The organism is Gemmatimonadaceae bacterium (assembly GCA_037721215.1).
GTDB lineage: Bacteria > Gemmatimonadota > Gemmatimonadetes > Gemmatimonadales > Gemmatimonadaceae > UBA4720.
The window spans coordinates 159847-185764 of the sequence record JBBJNV010000002.1; the positions used below are offsets into that span (position 1 = coordinate 159847).

At 61.7% G+C, this 25918-nt stretch carries 32 protein-coding genes; 10 read left to right on the top strand and 22 right to left on the bottom strand.

Annotation, left to right across the window (positions count from 1 at the left end):
- Positions 1–40 precede the first annotated feature (40 nt).
- The 3 genes from WKF55_01680 to WKF55_01690 all read right to left on the bottom strand — a co-directional run bounded on the left by WKF55_01680 (position 41) and on the right by WKF55_01690 (position 3106).
- Positions 41–568, bottom strand: a complete 528-nt coding sequence (locus WKF55_01680; GenBank protein ID MEJ7758280.1) for a DUF2520 domain-containing protein — start codon at positions 566–568, stop codon at positions 41–43.
- A 44-nt stretch (positions 569–612) separates the two neighbouring features.
- Positions 613–810, bottom strand: coding sequence for a hypothetical protein (locus WKF55_01685; protein ID MEJ7758281.1), 198 nt, complete (start codon positions 808–810; stop codon positions 613–615).
- Positions 811–2140: 1330 nt separating this feature from the next.
- Positions 2141–3106: a hypothetical protein gene (locus WKF55_01690; protein MEJ7758282.1), complete on the bottom strand. Its 966-nt coding sequence runs from the start codon at positions 3104–3106 to the stop codon at positions 2141–2143.
- 91 nt (positions 3107–3197) lie between these two features.
- Between WKF55_01690 and WKF55_01695 the strand changes: the two genes are divergently transcribed.
- Positions 3198–3845, top strand: coding sequence for a TetR/AcrR family transcriptional regulator (locus WKF55_01695; protein MEJ7758283.1), 648 nt, complete (start codon positions 3198–3200; stop codon positions 3843–3845).
- Between the two features lie 254 nt (positions 3846–4099).
- Here WKF55_01695 and WKF55_01700 read toward each other — a convergent pair whose 3' ends face one another.
- Together WKF55_01700 and gltS are read right to left on the bottom strand one after the other, a co-directional pair.
- Positions 4100–5347 carry an ATP-binding protein gene (locus WKF55_01700; GenBank protein ID MEJ7758284.1) on the bottom strand — a complete coding sequence of 416 codons (1248 nt, stop codon included), beginning with the start codon at positions 5345–5347 and terminating at the stop codon, positions 4100–4102.
- A 133-nt stretch (positions 5348–5480) separates the two neighbouring features.
- Positions 5481–6719: a sodium/glutamate symporter gene (gltS, locus tag WKF55_01705; GenBank protein ID MEJ7758285.1), complete on the bottom strand. Its 1239-nt coding sequence runs from the start codon at positions 6717–6719 to the stop codon at positions 5481–5483.
- A gap of 183 nt (positions 6720–6902) precedes the next feature.
- Here gltS and WKF55_01710 point away from each other — a divergent pair, with 183 nt between their 5' ends.
- The 3 genes from WKF55_01710 (at position 6903) to WKF55_01720 (ending at position 9254) form a co-directional block, all read left to right on the top strand.
- The gene (locus WKF55_01710; GenBank protein ID MEJ7758286.1) at positions 6903–7763 is read left to right on the top strand and encodes an AraC family transcriptional regulator; all 861 of its coding nucleotides are present in this window, start codon (positions 6903–6905) and stop codon (positions 7761–7763) included.
- A gap of 25 nt (positions 7764–7788) precedes the next feature.
- Entirely contained in the window at positions 7789–8673 is an 885-nt protein-coding gene (locus tag WKF55_01715; protein MEJ7758287.1) for a CocE/NonD family hydrolase, read from the top strand.
- A gap of 122 nt (positions 8674–8795) precedes the next feature.
- A complete protein-coding gene (locus WKF55_01720; GenBank protein ID MEJ7758288.1) occupies positions 8796–9254 on the top strand; it encodes a nuclear transport factor 2 family protein in 459 nt (152 codons plus the stop codon).
- A gap of 58 nt (positions 9255–9312) precedes the next feature.
- Here the strand turns inward: WKF55_01720 and WKF55_01725 are convergent, their stop codons facing one another.
- Together WKF55_01725 and WKF55_01730 are read right to left on the bottom strand one after the other, a co-directional pair.
- Entirely contained in the window at positions 9313–9774 is a 462-nt protein-coding gene (locus WKF55_01725; protein ID MEJ7758289.1) for a DoxX family protein, read from the bottom strand.
- Positions 9771–10865 carry an alkene reductase gene (locus WKF55_01730; protein MEJ7758290.1) on the bottom strand — a complete coding sequence of 365 codons (1095 nt, stop codon included), beginning with the start codon at positions 10863–10865 and terminating at the stop codon, positions 9771–9773. The genes WKF55_01725 and WKF55_01730 overlap by 4 nt, the downstream gene beginning before the upstream one ends.
- Before the next feature lie 131 nt (positions 10866–10996).
- Between WKF55_01730 and WKF55_01735 the strand changes: the two genes are divergently transcribed.
- Entirely contained in the window at positions 10997–11371 is a 375-nt protein-coding gene (locus WKF55_01735; protein MEJ7758291.1) for a helix-turn-helix domain-containing protein, read from the top strand.
- 224 nt (positions 11372–11595) lie between these two features.
- On the opposite strand, the gene WKF55_01740 is transcribed toward WKF55_01735, so the two are convergent.
- Positions 11596–12306, bottom strand: a complete 711-nt coding sequence (locus tag WKF55_01740) for an alpha/beta fold hydrolase (GenBank protein MEJ7758292.1) — start codon at positions 12304–12306, stop codon at positions 11596–11598.
- Between the two features lie 43 nt (positions 12307–12349).
- Positions 12350–12574 (bottom strand): hypothetical protein, encoded by a 225-nt coding sequence (locus WKF55_01745; GenBank protein MEJ7758293.1) that lies wholly within the window; start codon positions 12572–12574, stop codon positions 12350–12352.
- Positions 12575–12647: 73 nt separating this feature from the next.
- On the opposite strand from WKF55_01745, the gene WKF55_01750 reads away from it, so the two are divergent.
- On the top strand, positions 12648–12821 hold the full coding sequence (locus WKF55_01750; protein MEJ7758294.1) for a hypothetical protein: 174 nt from the start codon (positions 12648–12650) through the stop codon (positions 12819–12821).
- 123 nt (positions 12822–12944) lie between these two features.
- On the opposite strand, the gene WKF55_01755 is transcribed toward WKF55_01750, so the two are convergent.
- From WKF55_01755 to WKF55_01770, 4 genes are all read right to left on the bottom strand, one after another.
- Complete coding sequence (locus tag WKF55_01755) at positions 12945–13331, bottom strand: hypothetical protein (protein MEJ7758295.1); 387 nt, start codon at positions 13329–13331, stop codon at positions 12945–12947.
- A 336-nt stretch (positions 13332–13667) separates the two neighbouring features.
- Positions 13668–14522 (bottom strand): DUF5694 domain-containing protein, encoded by an 855-nt coding sequence (locus tag WKF55_01760; protein MEJ7758296.1) that lies wholly within the window; start codon positions 14520–14522, stop codon positions 13668–13670.
- Between the two features lie 294 nt (positions 14523–14816).
- On the bottom strand, positions 14817–15326 hold the full coding sequence (locus WKF55_01765) for a hypothetical protein (protein MEJ7758297.1): 510 nt from the start codon (positions 15324–15326) through the stop codon (positions 14817–14819).
- Between the two features lie 151 nt (positions 15327–15477).
- Positions 15478–15927, bottom strand: coding sequence for a hypothetical protein (locus WKF55_01770; GenBank protein ID MEJ7758298.1), 450 nt, complete (start codon positions 15925–15927; stop codon positions 15478–15480).
- A gap of 313 nt (positions 15928–16240) precedes the next feature.
- Between WKF55_01770 and WKF55_01775 the strand changes: the two genes are divergently transcribed.
- Positions 16241–17881: a D-aminoacylase gene (locus WKF55_01775; protein ID MEJ7758299.1), complete on the top strand. Its 1641-nt coding sequence runs from the start codon at positions 16241–16243 to the stop codon at positions 17879–17881.
- Between the two features lie 62 nt (positions 17882–17943).
- Here WKF55_01775 and WKF55_01780 read toward each other — a convergent pair whose 3' ends face one another.
- The 4 genes from WKF55_01780 to WKF55_01795 form a co-directional block, all read right to left on the bottom strand.
- Positions 17944–18615, bottom strand: coding sequence for a hypothetical protein (locus WKF55_01780; protein MEJ7758300.1), 672 nt, complete (start codon positions 18613–18615; stop codon positions 17944–17946).
- A 70-nt stretch (positions 18616–18685) separates the two neighbouring features.
- Entirely contained in the window at positions 18686–19450 is a 765-nt protein-coding gene (locus tag WKF55_01785; protein ID MEJ7758301.1) for an MBL fold metallo-hydrolase, read from the bottom strand.
- A gap of 10 nt (positions 19451–19460) precedes the next feature.
- The gene (locus WKF55_01790) at positions 19461–19871 is read right to left on the bottom strand and encodes a DUF1801 domain-containing protein (GenBank protein MEJ7758302.1); all 411 of its coding nucleotides are present in this window, start codon (positions 19869–19871) and stop codon (positions 19461–19463) included.
- 128 nt (positions 19872–19999) lie between these two features.
- A complete protein-coding gene (locus WKF55_01795; protein MEJ7758303.1) occupies positions 20000–20728 on the bottom strand; it encodes a nitroreductase family protein in 729 nt (242 codons plus the stop codon).
- A gap of 77 nt (positions 20729–20805) precedes the next feature.
- Between WKF55_01795 and WKF55_01800 the strand changes: the two genes are divergently transcribed.
- Positions 20806–21153, top strand: coding sequence for a GyrI-like domain-containing protein (locus WKF55_01800; GenBank protein MEJ7758304.1), 348 nt, complete (start codon positions 20806–20808; stop codon positions 21151–21153).
- Positions 21150–21311 carry a GyrI-like domain-containing protein gene (locus WKF55_01805; protein ID MEJ7758305.1) on the top strand — a complete coding sequence of 54 codons (162 nt, stop codon included), beginning with the start codon at positions 21150–21152 and terminating at the stop codon, positions 21309–21311. The genes WKF55_01800 and WKF55_01805 overlap by 4 nt, the downstream gene beginning before the upstream one ends.
- A gap of 197 nt (positions 21312–21508) precedes the next feature.
- Here WKF55_01805 and WKF55_01810 read toward each other — a convergent pair whose 3' ends face one another.
- The 3 genes from WKF55_01810 to WKF55_01820 all read right to left on the bottom strand — a co-directional run bounded on the left by WKF55_01810 (position 21509) and on the right by WKF55_01820 (position 23533).
- Positions 21509–22558 carry a tail fiber domain-containing protein gene (locus tag WKF55_01810; GenBank protein ID MEJ7758306.1) on the bottom strand — a complete coding sequence of 350 codons (1050 nt, stop codon included), beginning with the start codon at positions 22556–22558 and terminating at the stop codon, positions 21509–21511.
- A 317-nt stretch (positions 22559–22875) separates the two neighbouring features.
- Positions 22876–23247, bottom strand: coding sequence for a dihydrofolate reductase family protein (locus WKF55_01815; protein MEJ7758307.1), 372 nt, complete (start codon positions 23245–23247; stop codon positions 22876–22878).
- A gap of 109 nt (positions 23248–23356) precedes the next feature.
- Positions 23357–23533 carry a hypothetical protein gene (locus WKF55_01820; protein ID MEJ7758308.1) on the bottom strand — a complete coding sequence of 59 codons (177 nt, stop codon included), beginning with the start codon at positions 23531–23533 and terminating at the stop codon, positions 23357–23359.
- Between the two features lie 281 nt (positions 23534–23814).
- Between WKF55_01820 and WKF55_01825 the strand changes: the two genes are divergently transcribed.
- Positions 23815–24798: a serine hydrolase domain-containing protein gene (locus WKF55_01825; GenBank protein ID MEJ7758309.1), complete on the top strand. Its 984-nt coding sequence runs from the start codon at positions 23815–23817 to the stop codon at positions 24796–24798.
- Between the two features lie 138 nt (positions 24799–24936).
- On the opposite strand, the gene WKF55_01830 is transcribed toward WKF55_01825, so the two are convergent.
- Positions 24937–25335: a hypothetical protein gene (locus WKF55_01830; protein MEJ7758310.1), complete on the bottom strand. Its 399-nt coding sequence runs from the start codon at positions 25333–25335 to the stop codon at positions 24937–24939.
- Between the two features lie 107 nt (positions 25336–25442).
- On the bottom strand, positions 25443–25748 hold the full coding sequence (locus tag WKF55_01835; protein ID MEJ7758311.1) for a HigA family addiction module antitoxin: 306 nt from the start codon (positions 25746–25748) through the stop codon (positions 25443–25445).
- Between the last annotated feature and the right edge of the window lie 170 nt (positions 25749–25918).

The window sequence follows — 25918 nt, forward strand, 5'->3', positions numbered from 1 at the left end:
CCCCACCGCCTTTTCGGACCCGCCACACGACCAACCGCCCTTACCTCAGCAGCAGCAGCTTCTGAATCTCCCCTATCCGACCCGAATCCAGCCCCGCGGGGCGGCGATCTCCAAAGCGGCAAGCGACAACCGCCGGTATGACGCCTTTGCTTCGGGGTGAGCACGCAGCGCACTCAGATGCCGTCGCAGTTTCCACATCTCCGCGCCCGACCGGCCCGGTAAGCGCCTCCTCCGGGGTAGCGTTCGCGATACTGGCGACGGCGCCGTCCATCAGGCTATGCTCCGCATGCTGCGCTTCGCTCAGGAACTCCGATAACCACCAGCATCCGGCTCGCCACCGCGGCGAGCACCAGCGGGAATTCGAACTCATCACCGCGGCGGCGTGATACACGTTCTTGCCGCCCGCGGGGATGTCGGTGGTGCGCGCACCGAGGCTGCCCGCCAGCCTCCTCGACATCGCCCGCGCATTGTCGTCACCGTCAATCCCGATCCACGCGCTTCGTAGAAGCTCCGGCGCGCGCTCGGGGTTCGAGAACGGCACGAGCGGATGAAACGTTCCGCCGTTCAATCCCGTCTCGGCAAGCTCGGAAGCAACGACGGCTCCGCACCACCTTACGTATGAACGATCACCGTTCCCGGAGCGAGTCGGCCGCGCCCTGTCGGCCCCGGCTCATGCACGAGCTCCGCAAGCGCGTCGTCGATCTGATCGTCGCGCACGGCGACAACGACGGTATTCGCGTTGGCTCGAAAACTGCTCGACGTTACGCTTGCGACGTAAGCGAATTCGCACCGAATGGGATGTATCGTCATGGTCCGATGTGGATACATTTCCCACAATCGTACTCGGCGCCCGACGGCGGGACGGTATTATATCAATTGAGAATTGTCGAAGAAGGCCGGAGGCCAATTGCGGCGGCCAATTGCCGAATCCCGAAAACGGAGCGTGCACTGGCGGCAATGAGCAGGCGGCTGAAGGGCGCTATTCGCATGCGGCCTGAACTGGCGCATACAATTGTTAGCGGTGGCGAACCGTTGGAGCCGCTCACTCACGGTGAACCCAGCCGACCAAGGGATAATTCGCCAGTTCTGACGCCGAGGATGGCGTTGCGGTTGCCACCGCGGATCAGCCGCTAACGGCGGAGGACAAACTGGCGATTGACGCCGCGAGATTAAGCCGTCGCGAAACGAACGTAACGGATCCCGTTAAGCGCGCGAGCTGCAATGCAGCAGATTCGATCGTGATGAAGGGCTTATGCAGAGGGGCCGGGAAACAAGTGCATAAAATACTACTGAAGCACTGACCCGTGAACGCATTTGCATTCGTAGCCATATTCGTTCCGTTATGGGCCAGCCGAATCCCTGCCACTGGAGCGAATGAATGGCGAAGCGGTGCCGCTTACCAACATTCGGAGCGGCATCGCATTGACACCGGGGAGCAAACGAGAAAGCCGCCTCTGAGCGACTTGAATACAGAAAACACCAAGGCTGTTATCAAGAGCGTTCTCCTTTTCAGGCGCATCGTAATTCCGGATGGAGCTGCCATCAGTCGCTGCGAAATAGCAAGGCTGATAAACGAAACGTCGTTTGAAAACGGTCTACCGAAGGAACTGGCCAGCAGATTTGTTGGGCCTTCCGGTTTAGCCTGTCCTGTCAGCTATGCTCTACGACCGCCCCGTACTCCGCATTGGGCAGTGGTGCGAATAACGCGTTCAAGCTCGACGACTATCGTTCTGGAAGCGAACGTTCAGGGGCCATTTTCCAACTTTCACATCGAGACCTACAGGTTGCGCATTGCCGCGTCTGCTGCGCAGAAAGCCTCATATAATGTTAAGTCCCTGACTATTACAGCCCGAAGCCTCGGTTTCAGCTGAGTACCGCTAGAGGTTCGCTGAATTTCAAAGGGATGCGTGCTTCTGTTGAGGACCGCGACTAGCCGACGGAATAGCCGGGAAGCTGGTGTCTGTCGGCGGTGGTCGCATAAGACGTATAACGCTCATTGGATCTCCGTCGCCAGCAGCATCGGGATAATCAGCCCCATGGCAACCGAGATAAGTGTAGTTTGTCGCGGCAGGAAAATGAGCGGGAGCCACCCGATCATTGCGAAGTAGCTGGCGATCTGAAGACGATCCCGGGTTCCATTTCAAACCGTCGCGTTGTGCGTATTATCGAGGATACTCCCGCGGCGTGCGACAAACAGCGCCGCACCGGCGATAAGAGTAAACCACACAGCCGCCGCGACCAGAGTCGAGGTATCGGGCTGCAGCATCGCCTGGCTACGCAATGCCTGCCAGAGGAGCAACATTATGAGAAGCACGTAACCGCCTGCGGCCACCGAGACGAGACCGAGGCGGACTGATTCGGGTTGCCGTGCGCGGCCGATCACCAGTCCGCAAACGAGCAGAACCTGCAGGGCGTGCAAGCCGAAAAAGTGCGCGACGCGAATATCGCCGTGGTCCCGGCTCCAGCCTGTGATCGGAAGTCCGCGACCACCATCGGGGGCGCCGACCGTGTGCGCACCGGCTATCGGCATATTGCCTGACTTGCGGACCGCCGTCATCTGCTGCGCAGTGGGGCGCGTCATCAGCCCCCCGATCGAAGCACCTGCAATGGTGATGGTCATTCCGAGCCGGAGTGCTCGGCCGAGGACGCGGTTGGAGAAGGGCTGGCGCCAGAGTGCCACCGCCACGGCTACGCTCATGATCGTCTGAGTGACGATCGCCACGCCCATTATCGAAAACAGCACGCCATCGAATATCGTCGCGGTGTTGAAGTGGCTCGTCGTGCCGCGCCCCGCCTGCACGGCAATGATCGCTACCTCCACGATAAACACGACGGCAGTCGTCCAGCCAACCAGTCGTCGCATTCGCGGCCAGCCGGGAAGCAGTGTGAATATCCAGGCGAGAGTGAAGCAATAGATCGCTATCGAGATCGCGAATTTGGCGGGCTTGAGCCACACCGGGGCTCCCGTGATCGTGCGCTGGTCCCGCGTCATCGCGACGATGAACCCCGCGAGGGCAACAAGCATCAACACACCGGTTGCCGTGAGCGGTGCGTCCGTCCGCCAGAGACGGCGGGGCGTTGATGTGAGATGGTCACGGACAGTCATGGCGGCGCTCCGGCGTTGAATGTTAGCCTTGTCAACATTAGGATACCAATCGATGTTGACATTGTCAACCCGCAGAAGCTATCCTGTCGGCATGCCACCATTGCGCCCCCGACCGGCCCGAAAGCAGGAAGGTCAGTACCACCACGGCGACCTGCGTCGCGCCATGCTGCAGGCCGCGGTGCGCACCATCGATCGTCACGGTGTCGAAGCGGTAACGCTGCGGGCCGTGGGTGCGAGCCTCGGGGTGTCGCGCACCGCGCTCTACCGGCACTTTCAGAACAAGTCGTCGTTGCTGACCGCCGTGGCGGCGGAGGGGTTCACCACGCTGCGAGAGCTGTTGCTCGAAGCGTGGAAGGGAGGCGGCCGCGGCCTCAAGGCATTTGCCGCGATGGGACGCGCATATGTGCGATTCGCCATCGAGCATCCGGCGCACTACCGGGTGATGTTCGGAGGATTCCCGATCGACGATGCGTGCGAACCGGAATTGAAGGATTCCGGCACTAACGCGTTCATGGCTCTGGTCGATGCTCTGGCTGCACTGCAGCAGGCCGGCCTCGTGCGGAAGGACGATGTCCAGCGTCAGGCGGCGTTCGTGTGGGCTACGGTCCACGGGATCTCGATGCTTTCCATCGATCGACAGCTCGGACCAGACCCCGCCGACGGCTCGGCGTTGGTTGAATATGCGATCCGGATGCTTATGCTCGGACTCGGGCCGCCCGGTGTCGCCGAAAAAACCTGATGAATGGCCCGCGCAAGGCGGCGCTCAACTCAGCAGGTTCAGACTACGTGATGATGATCGCGTTGGTGAAGTCGATGAAGAACGCCCCAACCAGCGGCGCGACGAGAAAGGCAACGATCATCCAGAGTTTCAATGCACGCTCCCGTGTGAAAGATATTTGTTCAGCAGCAGTAGTACGTCCAGGCACTGACAATGGGTGAGGCATGACGACATAGCTGGGGGTTTCCGGTCAGATTTTTCTGGCCCGCTAACCGTCACGAATTCTCCCAGAGTACCCTGATCGGAACCGCGTACATGCGATCACCGAATCCCACAGTTACTTCACCGTCATAAAACACGACCCCGCCCACGAACCGCTTCCCCGAAACTGCGGCCAGCTTTCGAAGGCCTCTGAAGTCAGACGGTTTAACCGTGGCTGATGCCTTGACTTCGATTCCGGCGATTTCCCGCGCTCCCCGCTCGAGCACCACGTCGACTTCAGCACCGTCCTTGTCGCGGAAATGATAGAAACGGATCTCATCGTTGCGCCAGCTCGCCTGGCGCCTCAGCTCCTGAAAGACAAAGGTCTCAAGCAGCTGACCCAATATGTCGCGGGTGTCCGACAGATCCGCTGCGCTGATGCCGAGTAGCGAGCAGCAAAGCCCTGTATCGCTCATGTGAAGCTTTGGCGTCTTGATAAGCCGGCTCAACCGGTTGCTGTGCCACGGCGGGAGCTCTTCAAGCAGGAAAGCCCTCTCCAGCAGGGTGACGTAATCCCGGATGGTCGGACGGCTCAGCTGAAATGGACCCGCCAGATCGCTGATGTTCAACAGCCTTGCGGTCTGAGATGCCGCGAGCGCCATCAACCGGGGAAGCACGTCGAGTGATGCGATTCGCGCGAGATCGCGGACGTCGCGCTGGACTATCGCCTCGACGTAGTCCCTGTACCACGCGGCCCGGCGGTGAGCGGTGGAGCGTACCACCGCCGCCGGATAGCCGCCTCTCGCGATGCGTTCCGAGAGCTCGCCGGCAAGCCGTTGGCGCGGCTGGCGTCTGATCGTCCCGGCAAAGAGTTCGTCGATAAAATGGGATCGCGTTCCTTCAATCTCCGATTCAGCGAGCGGAGGAAGCCGCAGAATCTCCATTCTGCCAGCGAGCGAATCGGCGAGCTTCGGCACGAGGAGTACGTTTGCAGAGCCGGTCAGAAGGAAGCGTCCGGGTGCTCTGTTGCGGTCCACGGCTGATTTGATCGCCGTGAATATCGACGGCACACGCTGCACTTCATCGAGTACGGTCCGGGTTGCCAGACCGGCGATAAATCCACTCGGGTCCGCTTCTGCTCCCGCTCGCGCTACCTCGTCATCGAACGTGAGATAATTGAAGCCCATCGGGTCTCCAACCATTCTCGCAAGCGTGGTTTTCCCGGACTGCCTGGGGCCGTGTAGCAGGACTACCGGAGTATCGCTCAGGGCCTCTTCGAGGCGCTTCGCGACGAAGCGGGGAAAGAGAAGGAGGGAGGCCATATGTCGGCCAATTGTAACCTTTGGGAGCGGCTGATTGCAAGGTTAGAGTACGGCCAATTGAAAGGTTATCCAGGCGGCTGATTGCAAGGTTATGGTGCGTCCAATTGAAAGGTTGGTGGACGAGGCGCGGCGCTCAACTCAGCAGGTTCAGAAACAACGTGATGATGATCGCGTTGGTGAAGTCGATGAAGAACGCGCCAACCAGCGGCGCGACGAGAAAGGCCACGGGAGCCGCGCCGTAACGCTCGACCAGCGTGCGCATCACGGCCATCGCGTTCGCCGTGGTGCCAAGCATGAAACCCACAAACCCTCCGGTCATGACCGCCGACTCGTAGTTGCGGCCCATGACCTGGAAGACCGGCCATACGCAAACCGCGGCAACGAGCACGACCTGCGCGGCAAGAATGGTGAGCAGCGGAATCGCGAGGCCGGCGAGCTCCCAGAGACGCAGCGTCATCAGCGCCATAACGAGGAACAGCGCAAGCACCACGGCGCCGAACTCTGCGATGACTCGCTGCGACAGGCCAATCCAGCCGGTCGCGTCGTCGAGATTGCGAATCGCGGCCGCGACCAGCATCGCGCCGATGTACCGGGGCAACGTGAACCCGAGCGCGGCGAAGCCATCGCTTACCCATCCGCCGGCCCACATCGCGACGAGCACTGCGACAAGATTCTTCAGCGCCGCGAAACCGTCGGGCTCGTCTGCCTCGGCCGCCAGACTGATGCTCCCATCGGTTGTCCCTTCGACGAGCTCGCTGAGCACGGTTTTCTCCACTGGCGGCGTGGGCTGCGCACCGGCGGTTCCGTGCAGACGATGGCGTCGAATCAACAACGTTGCGACCGGGCCTCCGACGAGACCACCGCAAACGATGCCTGCCATTGCGGCGGCGACAGCGATCGAAGCAGCGCCGACGACACCCGCTTGTTCGAACAGCGGGGCGAACGCGAGGCCGGTGGCGGGACCACCGGTCAACGTGACGGAACCGACCAGCACGCCGAACAGAGGATGGAGGCCGAAGAGGGAAGCAATCGCCATTCCGACGACGTTTTGCAGGACGGCAAACACCGACGCGAGAAGCAGGAACCGCAGCACCAGCGGACCGCCATGCCTGAGCAGCGAAATCCCTGCCGCAAAGCCGACGCTGGTGAAGAACGCGATCATGAGGGGACTCTGTAGCGTCGTATCGAACTCAACGAGCGTAACGCCGCGCGTGCGCGCGATCAGCGCAACTACAGCGACCAGCAATCCGCCAAGTACAGGTGCCGGAAGGTTATAGCGGCCGAGGGCCGGAATGTATTTGCGCAGCGCATATCCGGCGAACAGCGCGATGCCCGCAAAGGCAACTGTTTCGATAAGATCGAGCTTCAGCACGGGGTTGTCCTCTACGTTGAGAGCATGCCACTACACATGGTGTGATCATACGCCCGTACACGCGCAGGTGCGAGGGAGGGAGTCCAGCCGCAGGCGGCGGACGCCGCTCCCGCGTGATGGACCGCGTCTTGCCGGGGCTGCGGATGCCGTCGCTATGTTGCGCGTCCGCCCCTCACCAATCAGATGAAGGACCTTTCCGATATTTCTACGCGTCCCTCTCCGGCGATCCCGATGATTGCCCTGGACGGCTGTCGGATCGAGCGCGTCCTCGATGCCGGCGTAGAGATCGTCGAAGCGCTACCGAGAAACCGCGCGTTTGCCGATCACCTCACCGAGAGCTTCGGAATCTGCCTGAAGTTCGGACCCGACCACGACGTGGTTTCGACCGGACGCCGGCTCCGCTACCCTCGCGACACGATCTGTGTTCGTGCACCGGGAACGGTCTGGTCAACACGCGCGACAGGGCACGTTGGGTTTCTCGCGATCGATATCGAGCCAGATTTGCTTCCGGACGGCGGCCTGCTCGGCGAAATGCGTTTCGTCCCACCAGCGGCATTGCCCAATCTCCACCGCAGTGTATCCGTGCTTCGCTCGGATGCCGGCGTGCTCCAGAAGCAGACCGTCATCACGGACTTGATCAACGCCGTCATCACCTCGGGGCTGGTAACATCGCCGGGGCTGGAACCGATTTCCGGCGCGCACGCCGTAGATCGCGCGCGGGACATGTTGACGAGTGCGATCGAAAAACCTCCATCACTTCAGGAGCTCGCCGCGGCGGTGGGAACGAACCGGTTCGTGCTGCTTCGGGAATTCCGCCGGCGGGTCGGCCTGCCACCTCATGCCTACGTTATCCGGCTGCGCGTCGATCGAGCACGTGCGCTGCTGGCCAGGGGGGAAGGCATCACCACAGTCGCCTATCAGCTTGGGTTCGCCGATCAAAGCCACCTGAGCCGCGTGTTCAAGAGAATTGTCGGACTGTCACCGGGTGCTTACAGGCGCCAGGCCCGGTCTTTTGTCGACAGGTCAATTTCGTTCACGACGTGAAGGCAGCGACGCAAGATTCTTCGTCATGCCAGACAAAACAGAGTTCTTCAGCCAGGGCGCAAGGCTGCGCGCAGAAGTATGGCGGCCTGCCCGGAGCCCGGCGCCCGCGGTAATCGTCACAGGGTCGTGGACTACCGTCAAGGAACAGATGCCGGCGAAGTACGCGCCACTGCTTGCCGACGCCGGCTTCGTTGCCATGACGTTCGACTTCGGTGGGTTCGGCGAAAGCGAAGGCGGTCCGCGGGAGGTTGAATCGCCCCGCAGGAAGTCGGAAGACATCCGCAACGCGGTCACCTTCCTGCGCACCATGCCCGGCGTCGATGCTGAACGCATTGGAGCGGTTTCGATCTGTGCGAGCTCCGGGTACGTGGCCTCGGCCATGCTGGACGAGCCACAGAGAAGGAGCGTCGCCATGGTCGCACCGTGGCTGCACAACGCCGAGATCGTACAGACGATGTACGGTGGCGAGGATGCCGTGAAGCAACGAATTTCCGAGGCGCTCGCCGCGCGCGCGACGTACGCGAAGTCGGGTGTCGTCGAATACGTGACTGCGGCAAGCAATTCCGACTCGAGCGCCGCGATGTTCTTGCCCGGTGACGCACTCGACTACTACCTGAATCCGCGGCGCGGAGCCATTCCCGAATGGGTTGGCCGCTTCGGCCTCATGGCCTGGAAGGAATTGCTGGAGTTCGATCCGATCGCGCTTGCGCCACACATTGCCGCACCCATACGCATCATCACGAGCGAGCAGAGCGCGACGCCCGGTGGCGCTCGGCAATTCGAGGCCGGCCTTCGCGGTCGTCACGATAGCGTGTGGATCGAGGGCACTCAGTTCGACTTCTACGACAATCCGAAGACGGTGACGTCAGCTGCGCAGAGCGCAATCGAACACCTCCAATCGACACTGTAATGACTTTGGATAAGATTGTGCTGCCCAGGCGGGGAGGATGGTCGGTCTTCGTGGTCGCCTCTCTTGTGTCCACAATGTTCGGCTGCGCCTCGGCTGGCGCGCACCAGGGAGCACAATCCGCCATGACAGATAATCAGAGAGACCTTGAGGCTGTCCGAGTAACCGTCGGATCGGTAGCCCATCACATCGATTCAAAGCGCTGGACCGAGCTCCGAAGTCTCTACGCCCGTGACGTGGAGACGGATTACACGTCGTTGCTTGGCGGCACTCCGCAGCGACAGACCGGGGATGCGCTGATTGCCGGCTGGCGCGGCGCGCTTGAGAAGGTCGCAACACAGCACCTACTCGGACCCATCGAGGCACACATCGATGGGTCCATCGCGAGGGCGAGGTGTCACGTTCGCGCGCTCCATCATGCCCGCGGGGTGCCGGGAGGCGAGCAATGGGAAGTGCTCGGCCACTACGTGTTCGATCTGTCTCGCGAAGCGTCGGGCTGGAAGATCACGCGTATGAAGCTCGAGACGCTGCTTCAGACCGGGAACGTCAAGCTGCTTTCCGAGGCTTCCGCTATCAGGGAATAGCCGCAATGGCTGGGGAGCGGAGCGTCCCAGGAGGGCAAGGCGCTGGAAAGTGTCCTTCTCAAGACTCAGGGCGCCCCCGCGTCAAATGGTGATCCATCGACCAGGCACCGCCGCCGCGCATGACGAGCGCAATCGCGAGGCCAAGTGCGAGGAGGTGGTACTCGAAGCCTTCCCCGGCCTGCGCACCGGACCAGTTCATGAAGAAGCCGAAGGGCAGATGCACCATGAACATCGCTCCGAGCATGACGAGGCCGATGGCGGCGGCCGAAAACCGCGTGAGAAACCCCGCTGCGAGCGCGAGCGGCCCGAAGAACTCGGCGACGATGACAAGCAGCGTCAGAGAGGGCGCGAGCCCGTACTGTGATTGCATGCCATCGATCGTGCCGCCGAGCCCCGGCCCCCCGAACCATCCGATGAGCTTCTGCGCGCCATGGGGGAAGATCACGAGACCGAGGCTGAGTCGCAGGATGAGCGCGACGGGATCCGCGGGCGTTTGAAGCGTCTTCAGCAGGAACGTCATACGCCCGCCAGCGAATCGTTCCACACCGGGTAGTCCGTGTATCCCTTCGCGGTGCCGCCGTAGAAGGTCGCGCTGTCCGGCACGTTGAGCGGAAGACTTCGACGGATCCGTTCCGGGAGATCGGGATTCGCCAGAAACTTTGCAGCGAAGGAGACGAGGTCCGCTTCGCCGGACGCCAGTGCTGCCTCCGCACGCTCGCCGTCGTAACCGCCGTTGGCGATGACAAGCCCGCCGAACTCCCTGCGCAGTCGCGGCGTCAGGCGCTCGCCACCGGGGTTCTCAGCGCTGCCCAGGTCTTCCACGACGTGCAGGTAGGCCAGCCCGGCGGGACGAAGCACCGCCGCGACCCGCGTGAACAACGCGCGTGGGTCCGAGTCTGCCATGCTGTTGAAGCTAGACCAGGGAGAGATGCGCACGCCGACGCGCGAGGGTTCCCACGCATTGGCCACCGCGGTGACGACCTCGAGCAGAAATCGGATGCGGTTGTCGATGGAGCCGCCGTAGGCATCAGCGCGCTTGTTGGTGCCATCGCGAAGGAACTGATCGATGAGGTAGCCGTTCGCGCCGTGCAACTCGACACCGTCGAAACCCGCGCGCCGGGCCCGCCGCGTGGCTGCCGCGAACTCCGCGACGACGAGCGGGATCTCGTCGAGGTCGAGCGGGCGTGGTGCGACGAAAGACTTCATCCCCTCGGGAGTGTAGCTCTGGCCCTCCGGTGTCACCGCGGATGGAGCAACCGGCAGAACTCCGGACGGCTGGAAAACTGGGTGCGAGATACGTCCGACGTGGAACAGCTGGAGGAAGATGCGACCGCCCGCGACATGTACCGCGTCGGTGATGCGACGCCAGCCTTCGACCTGCGCGTGCGTGTGGATACCGGGCGTATCGGGGTATCCGACTCCCTCCGGGGAAACCTGTGTCGCCTCGGTCACGATCAGACCGGCGCTGGCGCGCTGGACGTAATAGGTGGCGGCAAGCTGACCCGGCACGTGCTCACGGGCCGCGCGGCTCCGGGTCATCGGCGCCATGACGATGCGGCTGGGCAGGGTGAGCGGACCTACGCTCACGGGAGTGAAAAGCAAGTTCGGCATAACGGCTCCTGTAGTATGTTCTATCAACTTACTTACAATAAGTACTTAGTTGCGTATTGTAAGTAGGTACGTTAGAGTAACTACCTATGAGCCCAGATCATGACGGCGAACTGAGGCGCGGGTGCTGTCCGATGGACGCTCTGCTGAGAACGCTCGCGGGGCCGTGGACCATGTACGTCGTCTGGGTTCTTCGTTCTGAAGGACCCACGCGCTTCGGCGTTCTGAAACGCCGGATCGAAGGCATTTCCGCTCGAGTGCTCGCCGAACGACTGCGGTTGCTCGAGGCCGAGGGCTTCGTGAAGCGGGATTACGAGCCGACGGTGCCGCCGCAAGTCACGTACAGCCTGACTCCGCGCGCGCACGCCTTGAACCCGGCCCTCGATCAGCTCAACGCGCTGGCCGTGAAGTGGTATGCTCAGCCAACGTCGCCCGGTGCGCGGAAACCGCGACGCTCGCCAACTCGTGCCACCAGGGGGGCCAAGGGCTCGCTGCGCAACCCGAGTTGAACGCGCCGGGGCTCAGGCCACGCATCACAATCTCCTCGCCTCTTCCACCATTCGAGAAGACCGCGATCAGAACAAGAATTGACAATTTGAGCATGTCTCAAGCCTCTCGAGGCGATAGCACCTAACGCCGCAGGGTTGCTGCGAGCCAGTGAAACAAATGCAAAGCCAGCGAGACTTTCCACTATCGCTTGCGCGTGCCTGACAGGAGAAAGTTGCCGTCATTGTCAGCGGATGCCTCCCGATTTGCCCGCCAGCCAGGCAGCTGCATCGTCCGCGGCCTCGGCAGGAAGCAGGTGTCCGGAATTATACCAGCGCAACTCCTTGGGTTCAGTCGCGGCATCGTAGAGACGCTCTGCCTGGTGCGATGGAATGGTGCGATCGGATCGACCGTGCAGCATGAGCAGTGGACGCCCCTGCAACAACCTTGCGGACCTCAGTGGATCTGCGAACATACGCACCATTCCTGTCCACGGCGTTGCCGGCAGATCTCCAGCGGCCGCGACGATTACCGACACGACACGCTCATCTGAAGCCGCGGTTTGCAACGCGATGTAGCTCCCCAGCGAATACCCCGCAATACTCAGGTGCTGCGCGTCAATCGCATCATGCGCGCCGAGCCAGGTCAAGGCAGCCGCGGCTTCGGCAAGAGCCATTTTCCAGTGCCGCATAAGCTCGAGCGGGTTGGTGCGTGCTTCGTGGATGATTGCATCATCGCGTGAACCGTGCAGCGGCAGGTCAATGGCAAGGCTCCCTATCCCGCGCGCGGCAAGCGCACGTCCCATCGAGTCGGCGAGCCGCTCTTTCGTTGAGCTGTATGCGTGCAGAAGCAGTACAGCGGGGACAGGGTGCGCGGCATGAGGGAGCAACAGGATCGAAGGCACTTCGGCGCCGGCGAGCTCGATCGTCCGCGACTGACGGGTCACTTTGGTTGACATTACAACGGCGCAATCATGTTGTCAGCTCCAGGTGGAATGCTATTTATCGACGCCGGCTCAACGTATCGTCGGCCTCGTCGTACCATTCAAGCAGTGCCGGGCTTACATGCGCACCAAAGCTCAGCGTCACGAGCCAGCTCGACAGATTCGGATTGTGCGGATATTCCGCAGCGAGACCAGCGCTCACGAGGTTGCACTTGCCGCGCTCCGCAGCGCGACCGACCCGCTGCGAAAGCGCTCCTGCACCAACAGCTGGATCGCGTCGCACAACGTTCGGGGATTCTTTCTCAACATGGGCGACATGGTGACGAAGAGCGGCGACTGGCGCACGGCACAAAAAGGTGTATCGTCTCGCAGCGGCTGCCGACGGCTACGCCCAGTGGCCGTACCGGTCAGCGCTGCACGAGCGGATACGTGACGCCGAACAGAACGTCGCGGAGTTCAGGAAGGACAACTCGGCGATGATGTTCAGGAGCAAGTTTGCATGCGCCGCATGTCATCAGGGCGGAATGTGATGCGGCCTCACCTCAAAGCCTGGAGCTCAAGGAACCGTGATATCGGAACGCGATTAGTGAAGGCACTGACCATGATGCAGCCCTCTTGTCACCTGCACGTTGATCAGGTAGCGCGTCTTACTATTACGGCGAAGGCTCAAGCGAAGCGGAAATGCGACTCGTTCGAACCCCGCATCGCTCCGAGACCGCTCGCACTCCGCCGACAGTCCAGGTGCGGTACCCAGGATGATTCACTTCGACCCGGTAGGTACCGGGACGCTCGTCCGCTGCGCGCCGCGAGACGAGATTGGCAGGGCCGGGGCCACTGCCTTCATATGGCCTCAGCGAATCGATGTAGGCTCCGTCATGAACGGCGCCTCTGGCAGCGTTTGCCAACGGCGCACCAGTGCGGCCGTCTCGAATCTCGACAACGATGGCCGGAGTTCTGACAGTGGCGCAGGAGTAGCCGCCTGCGAACGGGTTATTGCAGCTCGTTAGACCAACGAGTGCCAATACGAGGGCAGACCGCATTCTTTGAGACGGCATAGAGGTTTGTCGGCGGAAGGACTGGCTACCTAACGCATTGCGCCAGGCTGGAGCGAACCAAACGGATTGCCGAGGTGCGTGTGCAGATGGCGAAGTCAGTGGGGGCGAGCTTCCTATGATAATAGCATGCCCCACGGAAAAGCCACTCCGCCACTCAGCCGACGAACCGCCGCCATCCTCAGCCAGTTCGAGCTCGCCCACTGATGCACTTCTGTCGTCATCTGAGCTCCGCTGAGGCCTGCACCGCGGGTCATTATCGTTTCCCTCAAAATGGGGACGAAAAATAAACCGGTAGAGATAATGACGGCGAGTGTGCAGACACTATCTGCGCTCGCGCACAGCCCCTCGAGGTGCCAGGTACCGTTCCGTGCTGACCAGTTCAAGGTCTGGCGACTCGCGGACGAAGTCCCTCAGCAGCTTGCCGTGACTGGCGCCGTAGATGACCAGCACGCGGTCGCCGGGCTCGGTCAGGCGAGACAGGTTAGCGAAGATCTTCAGGTTCCGTGCGTAGCGGCCCGCTACCACGTCGGCGCCGACGTACGCAGTGTCGCGTCCGACTCGCGCCATTCCCAGATACGCGCTCTGCCCCAGTGCATCCTCAGCGGGGCTGTTCAACCGACGCAGGTACTCGGTAACTGTAAACCTGGAGAGGCTGTCGCCTCTCGCCTGCATCCGTGCCCCGAAACGCTTGACCGAGTTGACGAACCCGGTGTCGCCATTCCGGGCAGCCCACCCCACCACGCGCCGGATGTCCTCGTCCTGCGGGAAGTCGATGGCGTACACCCGGCCATGCCCCAACCGCTTCGCGAGGCGAAACCCGATCTGATCAATTTCGTTTGGTCGCAATGTGTCCTGGTCGGCGGCGTACTGCCGATAGCGCATGTTGAGCGCCGAGTCACGAGTGAGGGGCGCTTCCACCATGATCTTGGTCGGACGGAAGGCGGCGAGGGCGTCTACCAGAACACCAATTTCACGCTGGCGCCGAGGTGAGAGCACATCGTCGGCGGACAGCTGAATGTAGTCGGCGCTCCCCCCCATGTGGTACGTGCCGAGGATCAGAACCTGGGGCTGGACAGGGATTGCGCGGGTGGCGCGCGCCTGTTCAGTGCCAAGAAGAGGAACCGAGGAACAGGCAAGCGCCACCACAACGGACGCGCGCACAAGGAATGATTTCACAATGATTCTCCTGACTTTTCGAGGGAGCAATACTGCCGACGAATTGCCGGCATGCCGGCACGCGCCGAGCGTAGCCGGCAGGAACACATTCCACTACAGACGGGTGCAGCCCAAAGTTTCCGTCTGGGGTGAACCCCCTGCCTGCTTCACCGCCGCTTTCAGCGCCACGCTTGCCGCCAGACCGCGAGCGTGCCCTTAGCTTCTGAGCCGAATCGAGGGGTCGCGAGCTTCACTGAATCGCTGTCAGCTTCAGCGAGCGTCAGGGTATCGGAGAAGACGGTGCGCCGACCGCAGTCAGGTCTCCGACGCCATCTCCATAAACGCTGCAATTTCTGGATCGCCTCGCAAGACATCCCTCCACACATCAAATTCGGAATGGCCGCGTTGGATGTGATCGCCATCGTGTGACACATAAAGGGGCTGCATCATATCGCCAGACGCAATCGGCGCCTCGAGTAGTTTGTGTTGCACATTCGCCGGCGAGGTGCCTTCGTCGGCAAGCAAGACCAGGGTCGTGCCCTTCGGCGGAAAATCATAAACACGACCGAGGACTCGGATGACCCGTCGTTGTGGGTTGAACAACGTCTCATGTTCACCGTTCGGGCCCGCGCTCCCAATCCACCAGCCCCTATCACGAATCCAGAATCGACGGTGGAGCGGATCAATCCCGACGCGATATTGCCAGCTCCGCAGGGTTCCGCGCCAACCGGCTGAAGTGGCGCCACAACCTCGCCAGGCGACGGCGGCGGTTAGCGACGTCTCGAGGCGGTTCGAGTCGTACTCAAAGTAGTAGACGACTTCCAAGCCGCCATCATTCCGAGTGGTAGCCCGGAATTCAATGCTCACTCCGCCCATGGAATCCAGGTTGTGTGGTCGGCCATGAAGGGCACATGCGTCTCGAGCTGCCCAAACGGCAAGAGTTCAGCCGCGATCAGACGCACCGAGGGTATCAGACCTAGCGAACCACAATGCGTCTTTCGAGCTGAGCAGCGGAATTGCGAGACCCACTCGATCCGCCGCGTTGCTCGCCAACTACTCTGATGATGGACGTGCCAGCGACTGAGAAATACGTCTCAGCGCGGTGCTCGAGGATCAACAGATCTGAGGTGCAAACGTCGCCACCAGAGTTGCGGTTATAGGGACGGATCTCCACCAGGTGGTCGCGGATCGTAACTTCGGTGCGCACGATGTGACGCGTACACCCACCCGCGTAGGTTGGAAACCGCACCTCAAAACGGGAATTTGCCGCCACTGTATCAGGGGCAGAGATGCTCGCAGTATCGCGATAGAAGATGATCAAACCGGGCTCGGCTTCGCTGCCCCCCGTTATCAGCCTGCAGGAGGAGACGCACAAGGTCGCAACAATCACACGTGATATTCCGAAGCGAGATCTACGTAACTTCATGTGCAGCAATGAAATGTTGTCTGCCCAACGCGCGCGCGCCGAGAAATACGAACCGAGGCTCCCCGGCCGCCCAGCCAGCAAGCCAGTTGCGACGACGCAGCGATGGAGTGGACGCATGTGAGGCAACTCCCTGTCAGGATGTGGGAGACCTCTCAAAGGTCTCAGCGGTCGCAGTGCGCGCGTGTGCAGATGGCGAAGTTAGAGAGAGCGAGTATTTTGGGCGTATGCACTACCTAAATAGTAGCCTACCTATATAGTAGCATGCTCCATCCAATCTGGATTTAACACCACGCCTGTGTCGATCACGAAACCAATGGTCCCGACATTCCGTTCGCCGATCCTGCTGGCGGTACTGGCTGCATTGGCTGCTTCTCAGTTCAATGCGTCTGGTCTCGATGCTCAGACACCGGTACAGCCGTCGCGGCGGTATGACGTGCTGATAACCGGCGGGTCCATCATCGACGGAACCGGATCGCCCGCCCGGCACGCGGACATCGGTATCAAGGGTGATCGCATTACTGCCCTGTCCGCCAAGCGTATCCCTCGCAGCCAGGCGGCGCGGGTCATCGATGCAACCGGAAAGACCGTAACGCCCGGATTCATCGACATGCACGCGCATCTCGAACCCCTGCTGCAGCTGCCGCTGGCCGAGAGTGCGCTGCGACAGGGCGTGACTACCGGTCTTGGTGGTCCTGACGGCGGATCACCATTGCCGCTTGCGCCTTTCATGGATTCAGTGCGTGCGCTGACCGTGGGTATCAACGTCGCATATCTCGCTGGTCACAACGACATCCGTCGGAACGTGATGGGGATGAGCGACAAGGCTCCAACCCTGGATCAGCTCGCGCGCATGAAAGCACTGCTTGCTTCGGCGATGCGCGATGGAGCGTTCGGGTTATCTACCGGTTTGTTGTACCTGCCGGGCACGTATTCGACTATCGATGAGGTCGTCGCGCTGTCCAGGGTCGCTGCAGACTCCGGCGGCATTTACACGTCACATCTGCGCAAAGAGGGTATCGGTCTCCTCGAGGGTGTCGGCGAGGCGCTCGAGATTGGTCGCCGCGCTCGCATTCCCGTGGTGCTGACTCATCACAAGGCGGTTGGCCGGACGATGTGGGGCAAGAGTGTGCTGACTCTTGCGATGGTCGACAGTGCGCGTCGCGCAGGGACTGATGTGTTGATCGACCAGTATCCGTACACGGCGACTCACACGGGCATCGGTGTTCTGATTCCATCCTGGGCGATGGCCGGCGGTAACGCGGAGTTCGAGAAGCGACTAGCCGTGCCGGCGATGAAGGACAGCATCGTGCGTGGCATCGTCCAGAACATTCTTACCGATCGCGGGGGCGGCGACCTTGCGCGGGTGCAGTTCTCGCGCGTCACGTGGGACAAGACGCTCGAAGGTAAGACGCTCGCCTACTGGGCGGCGCGGCGCGGCATGGCGCCGACGCCGGAGACCGGCGCGGCGCTGGTGCTCGAGGCAATGAGCAAGGGAGGGGCGAACGCGATCTACCATGTGCTGGATGAAGGCGACGTGCGCCGCATCATGACGAGTCCGCATACGATGATTGCGTCGGATGGGCGGTTGTCACAACCTGGAGAAGGTCATCCGCATCCGCGCGCTTATGGCACTTTTCCGCGGGTACTGGGCGAATATGTGCGCGTGCAGAAGCTCATGCCGCTCGAGACCGCAGTCTACAAGATGACTGGCATGCCTGCGAAGGGGTTGGGACTGCGTGATCGCGGCGTTCTTCGTGAAGGCGCGTTTGCTGATGTCGTGATCTTCGACGCTGCTTCAGTGCGGGATCAGGCGACGTTCACTGAGCCGCATCAGTATCCGGTGGGCATCGAGACTGTGATTGTAAACGGAAAGAGCGCGGTGGAGCGCGGGAAAGCCACAGGCGTGCGGGCGGGGCGCGTGCTCACCCGGCCGCGCAGGGGAGACGGTCGTTAGCGCTTGATTCCGAACGTAGTGCCGATGTGCAGCGCCCCGTTTAGCGGCCGTGCTTCGGTGCATTACCCATGCGGCGTCGCTACGTAGAGGGTGTGCATGGGGCCTGTCGTGTCGTGCGCCCGGACGCGCAGCGCGCTAACGTCGAGCCCAGAGGCGCGCAAAGCTTTAGCGAACTTCGGGTCTTCACCGACGGACCAGTACACCACCGACCCACCAGCGCGCAGCGCGGCCATGGTGTCCAATATGCCGCGCCTGGCGTAGAGCCGCGCGTTCTCGGACATGAGCATTCCGTCGGACCCATTGTCGGTATCGAGCATGATTGCGTCGAAGCCGCCAGGGTTTGCCCGGATCACGTTGGTCACATCGTCATGCACCACGCGGACACGCGGATCGCCCATCGCTTCGACGGACAGGCCATATCGCGGGTCAGCGTTCCACGCGACCACCTCGGGCACGAGTTCCGCAACGACAACTTCGGCGTCAGCGCGCAACTGCAGGAGCGCGGCGCGGAGTGTGAATCCCAAGCCGAGCCCTCCGATCAGTACGCGAATCCCCGGGGCGTCCCGAAGCGGAGCGCAGGCGACTTCCGCAAGCCGCTCCTCAGAGTGATGTCGCCGGGTGGACATGAGCTCCACGCCGTCGGCGCGGATGAGATATGCGCCGTCGTGCCGATACAGCGTAATCAGCGTCCCATTCGGGGTCCGTGCTTCTCCGAGTCGCTCGAAGGGCTTCATCGTGGCCGGGAAGGGGGGGCGTCACAGGTCGTGGGGCAGCGTGGCGCAAAACGACCACGCCGTTGCCATCTCATTGAGCGACATCTGAAAGGAAGCGCGGGGTGAACGGCGCGCAACGCGCGTGGGCGGTGCAGGCGTAACGGACCCCGCCGGGCGGGAGACGTACCCACAGCCGTGACAGGTTCTCCGCGCCTGCGCGGGGGTCGTCCGAGAAGCCCCGCTTTGCGGGGGCGAAGCCACCCCGTCGTGAGTAAGTCACAGCGTCGCCGAGAAAGAGCACCCCCCGAAACAGGTAAACCACGCTGCCGGGTGTGTGCCCCGCTACAAGAAAGGCGCGTACGGTGTCAGCGCCGATGACAACGATCGTGTCCTGGGTGAGGGTGTGTACGTCGATCTCGCCCGGTCGCGGCACGCGGCTCGCCTTGAGGCGCTCGGTCCAGCGCGGGATCCGGCCCCGGTGAATGGTGGCGCCGAGGAGGAGCGACTGCTCCGGCCCGCCGACGTAGAATCGGGCGCCCTTGAAGGCCGGCCACGCAGCGATATGATCGCGATGGCTATGGGTAAGGAACACCCATCGAACATCAGGAGCGGTGGCGCCCAACGACCCGAGGGCGCGGCCAAGTGCCTGGCGATACCCCCACCATCCCAGATCAATTGCGAGCACACCCTGAGTGGTGCGGGCGAGATAGATCATGCTCGTATTGGAGCCCCCTGTGAGCGCGACGGCCGCCTGCTGCGGCACGATGAGCGGAGCAACCGCACGGCGACATCCACTGATGAGGCTTGCGACTACGAGCAGCGCCCAGAGTGAACGCCTACCTATGCAATGTCTCACGCCTGGCGGTTTACCAGAAGGCGGTGTCTTTGCGGTCACGCACATCCCGTAGACAGTACTCAGCGATTCTGCGAACCAGATCCTCCGGCAGGGAGTTGTTGTAGGGAATCTGAAGGGTGCCCTTGGTAGTTTTATGATTTTCCAGCTCCTCGCGGAACGCCGCCAACGCAGCCGCTGTCGGCGCGAAGCTGAGGTGTGCTTTGTGCGCGGAGAAAGCGAACAGGAATCGGGGCTCCACGAAGAAGGGCGTTCCCCACTTGATCGCCTCCTGGGCCTCCGGCGCGACGCTCTTGAGAATCGCGTACAGCCGGCGCAAATGCGCCTGGCCGTCGCGTGGGGCGGCACGGATATATTCGGCGATCGTAGTAGGACGCTTGCTTGCCATCTCTCCTGGCTCAATTAGGGAAGCGTGTTGCAGCACCGCATCCGCTTCGGCACGCAGACGATCACGGTGGTTTTGTCACAGCGGCCGCGCGGGGCGGCATCGATCCGTACAGCCTCCTCGACTGCGAGGAGGACGACATTATCGAACCGATAGAGGAAGAAATGTCAGGGAACCCACCTGGTAACGTCGCCCGCTGATCGCCGCGGTTTCGCCGAGGGCATCGTTGCCGGCTCTCCGACGTTTACAGTTGCGATGATGCGATCTCCATCGGCGACTCCGATCGCGGTCCGCGCCGCAGGATCGTCCATGACCGCGCCTGTCTTGATGTGTGTGCCCAGTCCGAGCGCGACCGCGGCGAGCGAGATGTTCTGCACCGCCATCATGCCGGTGGCATAGTCCTCCTCGCGAATCTCGGGATTCTCATTCTGAGCGATGGCGACAGCGATCATCAGTGGCAGCGCCGCGTGCTCCTCCGCCACCTTCTGACGGAGCTGCTCGGCGGCGGCGGGATCGTCGACCTTGCGCGCCTTCCGCGCGCCAAGCGCCAATCCGAAAGCCCGTCGTGCAGCGGGGCCGAGGACGAAGAATCTCCAGGGTTGCGTGAGGCGATGATTCGGGACCGTCACCGCATGTTCGAGGAGAGTCTCGATCTCGGCGCGAGTTACCTCGCGCGTACTGAATTCGCGAATCGACCGGCGGCTGGACAGAAGCTCAATAGGGTTCATGGAGGCGAATTTAATACTTGCAGAGTGACCACCGGGGGATGGAGGCTTGCTGCATCGAACACACACCCAACCCTCGACCAGATAGAGGTCGCTCATGGCGCGGTGCCATGAATAGCCGTAGCCGCGACCGTCCGGCGTCGTGACGAGCGTGCTGAGATTCAGATTCATGATTCCCGCCGGATCCTGCGGGTTGATGTCCGCCCACGTATCACGTCGACCCGTCGCCCGGATCGACGCGGAACACCGTGCCGCCTGCCGCCGGCGAACGCTTCGGCTGCGCGCCAGGTGTGTTTCGCGAACGCGAGCGTGGACGCTGGGCCGGACCTGTCGTCGAACAACGAAGGCCAGTGGGTCGCGTCGAGACAGTTGCGCCGCTGCGCGTTGCGTTCGTCCGGCACGTCGGCCCATATGATCAGGTACGCCCGGTGTTTGAACGGCTCGCCATCTGCGCCGCAGCGCGCGCTTCGAACATCGAGCCGCTGTTCCTCGGCCTCGCGCACGACGATCCGGGCATCACGCCGACCGCGCAGCTCCGCTTCGACTGTTGCATCGAGGTCACTGCGAATGTTCGCGGCAAAGCGACGTTGGCGTGACTGAGGTTTGTGGCGGCGAGTACGCCACCGCTGTCCATCGCGGCTCGTTCAAGCGCCTCGCCGAGACGTACGCGTGGCTCGCGCTTGACTTCATGCCTCGCGAGGGACGATCGATGCGCAAGGCACCGTGCGTCGAGATTTATCTCACGCCGCCGTAGCGAACGTCGCCGGCCGAACTCATCACAGAGGTTCTCGTCCCCATTCGTTAAGACGTTCTGCGAAGGATCATCCGCGATGGGGTAGACGACCGATTCCCGTTCTGCATCGCCAGTCTCCGGGTAAGCGAAAGCATCTAACGCAACGGGGCGGGCCGTACTCGGCCCGCCCCGTCCTATCCGTGGTACCGCTTGCGACGTCAGGGCTTCGGAGCCTGAATCGCGCCTTCAATTTTTCCCACTCGCGCAGTGAGCTCGGCGAGCTTTCGTTCGGTTTCGGCCTGCCGATCCTTCAGCTCCACAATATCCTTGCGAAGCATGGAGTTCTCCTCGCGCAACGCGGTCGTCCGCTCTTCCAGCGCCTGCGCGGCGGCCATCATTACGCCGTCGATGTCAACTGAATTGATGAGCAGGTTACTCTCACCCAGTCCGAACGCGGCGTGAAAATCCTGGGCCATCGGTCCCATGTGGCGGATCGAGCGTTCCTGGGTCTTGTAGTTCCAGCTTGACACCGGAATGTCGCGCAGTTGGCCGAGGACGTACTCGCCGTCGGTGGGCGAGAACAGCTCTTTACGGTTTCGGTCAGAGACAGAACTCCACGATGAACCGCCAGGAGCGACTTCGACCCCCGATGAGAGGTTCTGAGACGTATACATCTTAAGTCCACCACAGCCGCGCACGACGAACTGGTTGTTGGCGGTAGCGTACACCGAGTCAGAAGAGAAACTGGCACATGCGTCTCCGATCACTACGGCGCCCTGGCGCTGAGCGCGAGCGTTCTTGCCAATAGCGACAGAGAAATTAGAGCGAGCACTGCTCTGCAACCCCATTGCAAACGCATACTGCCCAAGGGCATTAGAAGACCCAATCACTACGGATCCAAGACCCATTGCACGTGCACTCAGACCGATGGCTACGGCATCATCGCCAGTTGCCTGTGCATCCTCGCCCATGGCGAAAGAGCGCAGGCCGCTCGCGACGGAGCTCGCGCCGAGGTTTGCGTTGCCCGTCACGGAAAGCCGGGTGGCAGTAACGGCACCGGCCGAGAACTCGCCGGACGCACCGCGCTCGATGAGGGTATTGGGGGTGTTGCTGCTGGTGCCTGAAGTGGCCCCGGTCCCAGCCGGCCCCTGGGGTCCGGTTGGTCCTGCTGCGCCGTTGCAGGCGAAGGTGGTTCCGGTCACGGCAACGAACTGTGATCCGCCGGTGGAGCAGGTTGCATCGCCAACGGCGAGCGCCGCGCTGGTCACCGACGTGCCGTTGGTGCCATTCGTGCCCGCGGTGCCGGCCGCTCCCGTTGCGCCGGCAGGTCCGGTTGCGCCAGCAGGACCAATGGCGCCGGTTGCTCCAGCGGCGCCTGTGGGACCGGCGGGGCCGAGAGCCCCAGCGGGTCCGGTGTCGCCTGGGTCACCCTTTACGCCCGTCGAGCCAGTTGGTCCGGCGACTCCAGTTGCACCAGCGGGACCGACAGCCCCAGCGGGCCCCGTGCCGCCCGGGTCACCCTTTGCGCCGGTCGCGCCGATGGGTCCAGTCGCGCCAGTCGCACCCGCCGCTCCAGTAGAGCCGGCTACTCCGGTTGCACCGATAGGTCCTTGAACACCGGCAGCTCCTGTCGCACCAATCGCACCTGCCGATCCAGTCGCTCCAGTTGCTCCAGTTGCACCGATAGGTCCTTGAACGCCCGCAGCGCCTGTTGCACCAGCCGGACCGATCGCGGCTTATACCGCATCGCGACCGCGCGTGAGCCGAACTCCAGCCGGCTCACGAGCTTCAGGTCGACATGCTTCGATAGCCCCTTGAACAACGTTGGCCCATGGCCCGCAAGCCTAGGCTGCACCACGAACTCATACTCATCAATCAATCCCAGCTCCGCCAATGCCCGCGGGAGCTTCACACCTCCGACGAACAGTCCCTTAGCCACCCAATAGCGCATTCGCATGCTCGATCGGTGCCGTCATCCACACCGCTGCGTACGCCACGCCGCCAAGGGTAAGACTCCAACCTGTAAAGCGGCGCATCGCCTGCTCGGCTGCCGGATCGCACCGAGTCTATACGAGTGGCGTGAGTGCCTTGGGCACTGCGTTCGCGAACATGACTACCACCGTTCCCTTCAGAACGCCTGCAATCACGACATTATGGCAGCTTTCATTAGGAAAACCGAGCGTCGCCGCCTGCTCCAAACACCGCGACTGGAGGTCTGCGACGTCCTGTTTCCGAAGTGGCATCGCAAGCGTCTGGGCGGTTCCATCAGGATTGGTTACTGTAACAGTCGCGCGTCCCGGCGCGGCCGGTAGCTGAGCCGACGGTGCTGAGGGTGCTTGAAGCTGGTGCCTGAGCAGGAGCATTCTGTTCCTGCATAGAACAATCTTACGGTGAGATCGGTAATGGCGTTTCATCCACTCGGCACCCGCGTCGGCAGCATGCAAACTGGATCATGTTTTTCACTACCTGCGTAGGCGGAGCGCTGCTTGGGATTCTATCCGGCTGCGCAACTGGAGGTCATCCCATGACTGCCGAAATCGACACGTTGATGCGCGAATACAATGGCGCTGTCCCTGGAGCATCGCTGCTTATCGTTCATGATGGCCATGCCGTCGTCAGACGCGCATGGGGAATGGCCGACATAGAAGCGGGCATCAAGGCCACGCCGGCGACGAACTACCGGCTTGCATCAGTGACGAAACCGTTCACTGCTGCGGCAATTCTGTTGCTCGCCGAGGACAGAAAGTTGACGCTCGACGACAAGGTGAACCGCTGGCTGCCTTCGCTGCCAGGCGCGGCAGAGCCGGTGACGATTCGGCACTTGCTCACCCACACTGCGGGTCTGGTGGACTATGAGGACGTGATGGTCGCCGGCGACACTCGCCAGATGCATGACGAGGACGTTCTGGCGCTGCTCGGGCGGCAGGACACCACTTATTTCACACCCGGGTCGAGCTACAGGTATAGCAACAGTGGCTATGCGCTTCTCGCACTCATCGTCGAAAAAGCATCGGGAATGAGCTTCGGCACATTCCTGAGGCAGCGCATTTTCATGCCGCTCCGAATGACTGAGACTGTGGCGCACGCAGAAGGTAAATCCGTAGTAACGGCACGAGCTTATGGATACACAAAGCAGCCTGCCGGGTGGATACGGAAAGATCAAAGCACCACCAGTGCCGTGCTTGGCGATGGAGGCATTTATTCTTCAATCGATGACATGGCGAAATGGGATGCAGCCTGGTACGACTCGAGACTGCTGTCTGACGAATCACGCCGGTTGGCGCTCACGCCGCACACCACTACTGATGAAGCTGAGGTACAGTACGGGTATGGCTGGCGTATTACCGGTGGCACCGTATGGCACTCAGGCGAGACCTCAGGCTTCCGAAATGTCATCGTGCGCCTTCCTGCCCAACGTGTCACTGTTGTGATTCTCACCAACCGGGATGATCCTCAGCCCTACAGGACCGCATTGGCAATCGCTTCCAGATTTACCGCGCAAGAATGAAAGAATATCTCATCGAGCGAACAGTCGGGTCGAACGGCCGCTCGCTTAAGTCTTCCAGTTGTTTGCGTCCGCCAAGAATCTCGAAAGCCTGACCCCGCGCGAGCTGGGGTTCCAGACGACAGACCGCCTCATTCGTCCCTAGCGGTAGGCATGTCGTACCTTTGGGGTTGCTGCGTATGCGAAGACAGCTCCATTGACTGCGGCCGCAAACCAGCCCTGCGGAATGCCCACACTGACTTGCCAAAGGCTCCCCAACACGCCGATGCCGTACACAATAAGAGTCATGTGCCACGCCCAGGGACGTACCTGCCAGGATGCATAAGCGAGGACTGCTAGCACAAGGCCTACAAAGACAAGAAAGACCCATGTTTCTGTGCCGAAGAACTCGACCATGATTGCACTTCCACCGGAGACGGCGAGCCCTTCTTGGAAGCGGTCTGAGATAGCACTTCCAATCGCCATGGTGAAACATGCCAATGCGCCGAGCGCGTGAACGATTGTTAATGCATGCACGAACATGGGACGAGGGATCAGCATCTAAGAGACGTCCGAGCGGGCTAAACGCCTGTCGATATGCCGCGACCCGACCGTATAATTCGCGAGCGAAGCGAGCAACCCGGGACCGCTCGTCGGCATCAACGTGTTTAGCTGGCAGCGCGAAGAACCGTTACTTCCTTTGCCAGACGATTGCCCAGAACGTCCTTTTGCTCTTCGAGGTCAAACCGAGACTGGAGGTTGAGCCAAAATCGCTCAGTGGTACCGAAGTAGCGCGACAGGCGCAGCGCAGTATCGGCTGTAATTCGTCGGGTGCCATAAACAATCTCGTTGATGCGGCGCGCCGGAACACTGATGTCCTGAGCCACTCGATACTGCGATACTCCCATCGGCTCGAGGAAGTCGTGAAGCAGGATTTCACCTGGGTGAACCGGGGCAAGCTTTCGTCGTGTCATAAAGCGATTCCTGGTGATAGTCGACAATCTCAACGTCATGGGCGTCCCCATCTTTCCACCCGAACCAAACGCGCCATTGGTTATTCACACGAATGCTGTACTGGCCGGCACGTCCAGCCTTCAGTTTCTCGAGCCGGTTCCCGGGTGGCACTCTCAAGTCGTCCAGCGAA

Coding starts and splice junctions, on each gene's coding strand:
- WKF55_01685 (MEJ7758281.1), bottom strand. CDS start 810: ATGACGATACATCCCATTCGGTGCGAATTCGCTTACGTCGCAAGCGTA.
- WKF55_01690 (MEJ7758282.1), bottom strand. CDS start 3,106: ATGACTGTCCGTGACCATCTCACATCAACGCCCCGCCGTCTCTGGCGG.
- WKF55_01695 (MEJ7758283.1), top strand. CDS start 3,198: ATGCCACCATTGCGCCCCCGACCGGCCCGAAAGCAGGAAGGTCAGTAC.
- WKF55_01700 (MEJ7758284.1), bottom strand. CDS start 5,347: ATGGCCTCCCTCCTTCTCTTTCCCCGCTTCGTCGCGAAGCGCCTCGAA.
- WKF55_01710 (MEJ7758286.1), top strand. CDS start 6,903: ATGAAGGACCTTTCCGATATTTCTACGCGTCCCTCTCCGGCGATCCCG.
- WKF55_01715 (MEJ7758287.1), top strand. CDS start 7,789: ATGCCAGACAAAACAGAGTTCTTCAGCCAGGGCGCAAGGCTGCGCGCA.
- WKF55_01720 (MEJ7758288.1), top strand. CDS start 8,796: ATGACAGATAATCAGAGAGACCTTGAGGCTGTCCGAGTAACCGTCGGA.
- WKF55_01725 (MEJ7758289.1), bottom strand. CDS start 9,774: ATGACGTTCCTGCTGAAGACGCTTCAAACGCCCGCGGATCCCGTCGCG.
- WKF55_01730 (MEJ7758290.1), bottom strand. CDS start 10,865: ATGCCGAACTTGCTTTTCACTCCCGTGAGCGTAGGTCCGCTCACCCTG.
- WKF55_01735 (MEJ7758291.1), top strand. CDS start 10,997: ATGGACGCTCTGCTGAGAACGCTCGCGGGGCCGTGGACCATGTACGTC.
- WKF55_01740 (MEJ7758292.1), bottom strand. CDS start 12,306: ATGTCAACCAAAGTGACCCGTCAGTCGCGGACGATCGAGCTCGCCGGC.
- WKF55_01755 (MEJ7758295.1), bottom strand. CDS start 13,331: ATGCGGTCTGCCCTCGTATTGGCACTCGTTGGTCTAACGAGCTGCAAT.
- WKF55_01770 (MEJ7758298.1), bottom strand. CDS start 15,927: ATGAAGTTACGTAGATCTCGCTTCGGAATATCACGTGTGATTGTTGCG.
- WKF55_01775 (MEJ7758299.1), top strand. CDS start 16,241: ATGGTCCCGACATTCCGTTCGCCGATCCTGCTGGCGGTACTGGCTGCA.
- WKF55_01780 (MEJ7758300.1), bottom strand. CDS start 18,615: ATGAAGCCCTTCGAGCGACTCGGAGAAGCACGGACCCCGAATGGGACG.
- WKF55_01795 (MEJ7758303.1), bottom strand. CDS start 20,728: ATGAATCTGAATCTCAGCACGCTCGTCACGACGCCGGACGGTCGCGGC.
- WKF55_01815 (MEJ7758307.1), bottom strand. CDS start 23,247: ATGCGAATGCGCTATTGGGTGGCTAAGGGACTGTTCGTCGGAGGTGTG.
- WKF55_01820 (MEJ7758308.1), bottom strand. CDS start 23,533: ATGCCACTTCGGAAACAGGACGTCGCAGACCTCCAGTCGCGGTGTTTG.
- WKF55_01825 (MEJ7758309.1), top strand. CDS start 23,815: ATGACTGCCGAAATCGACACGTTGATGCGCGAATACAATGGCGCTGTC.
- WKF55_01830 (MEJ7758310.1), bottom strand. CDS start 25,335: ATGCTGATCCCTCGTCCCATGTTCGTGCATGCATTAACAATCGTTCAC.
- WKF55_01835 (MEJ7758311.1), bottom strand. CDS start 25,748: ATGACACGACGAAAGCTTGCCCCGGTTCACCCAGGTGAAATCCTGCTT.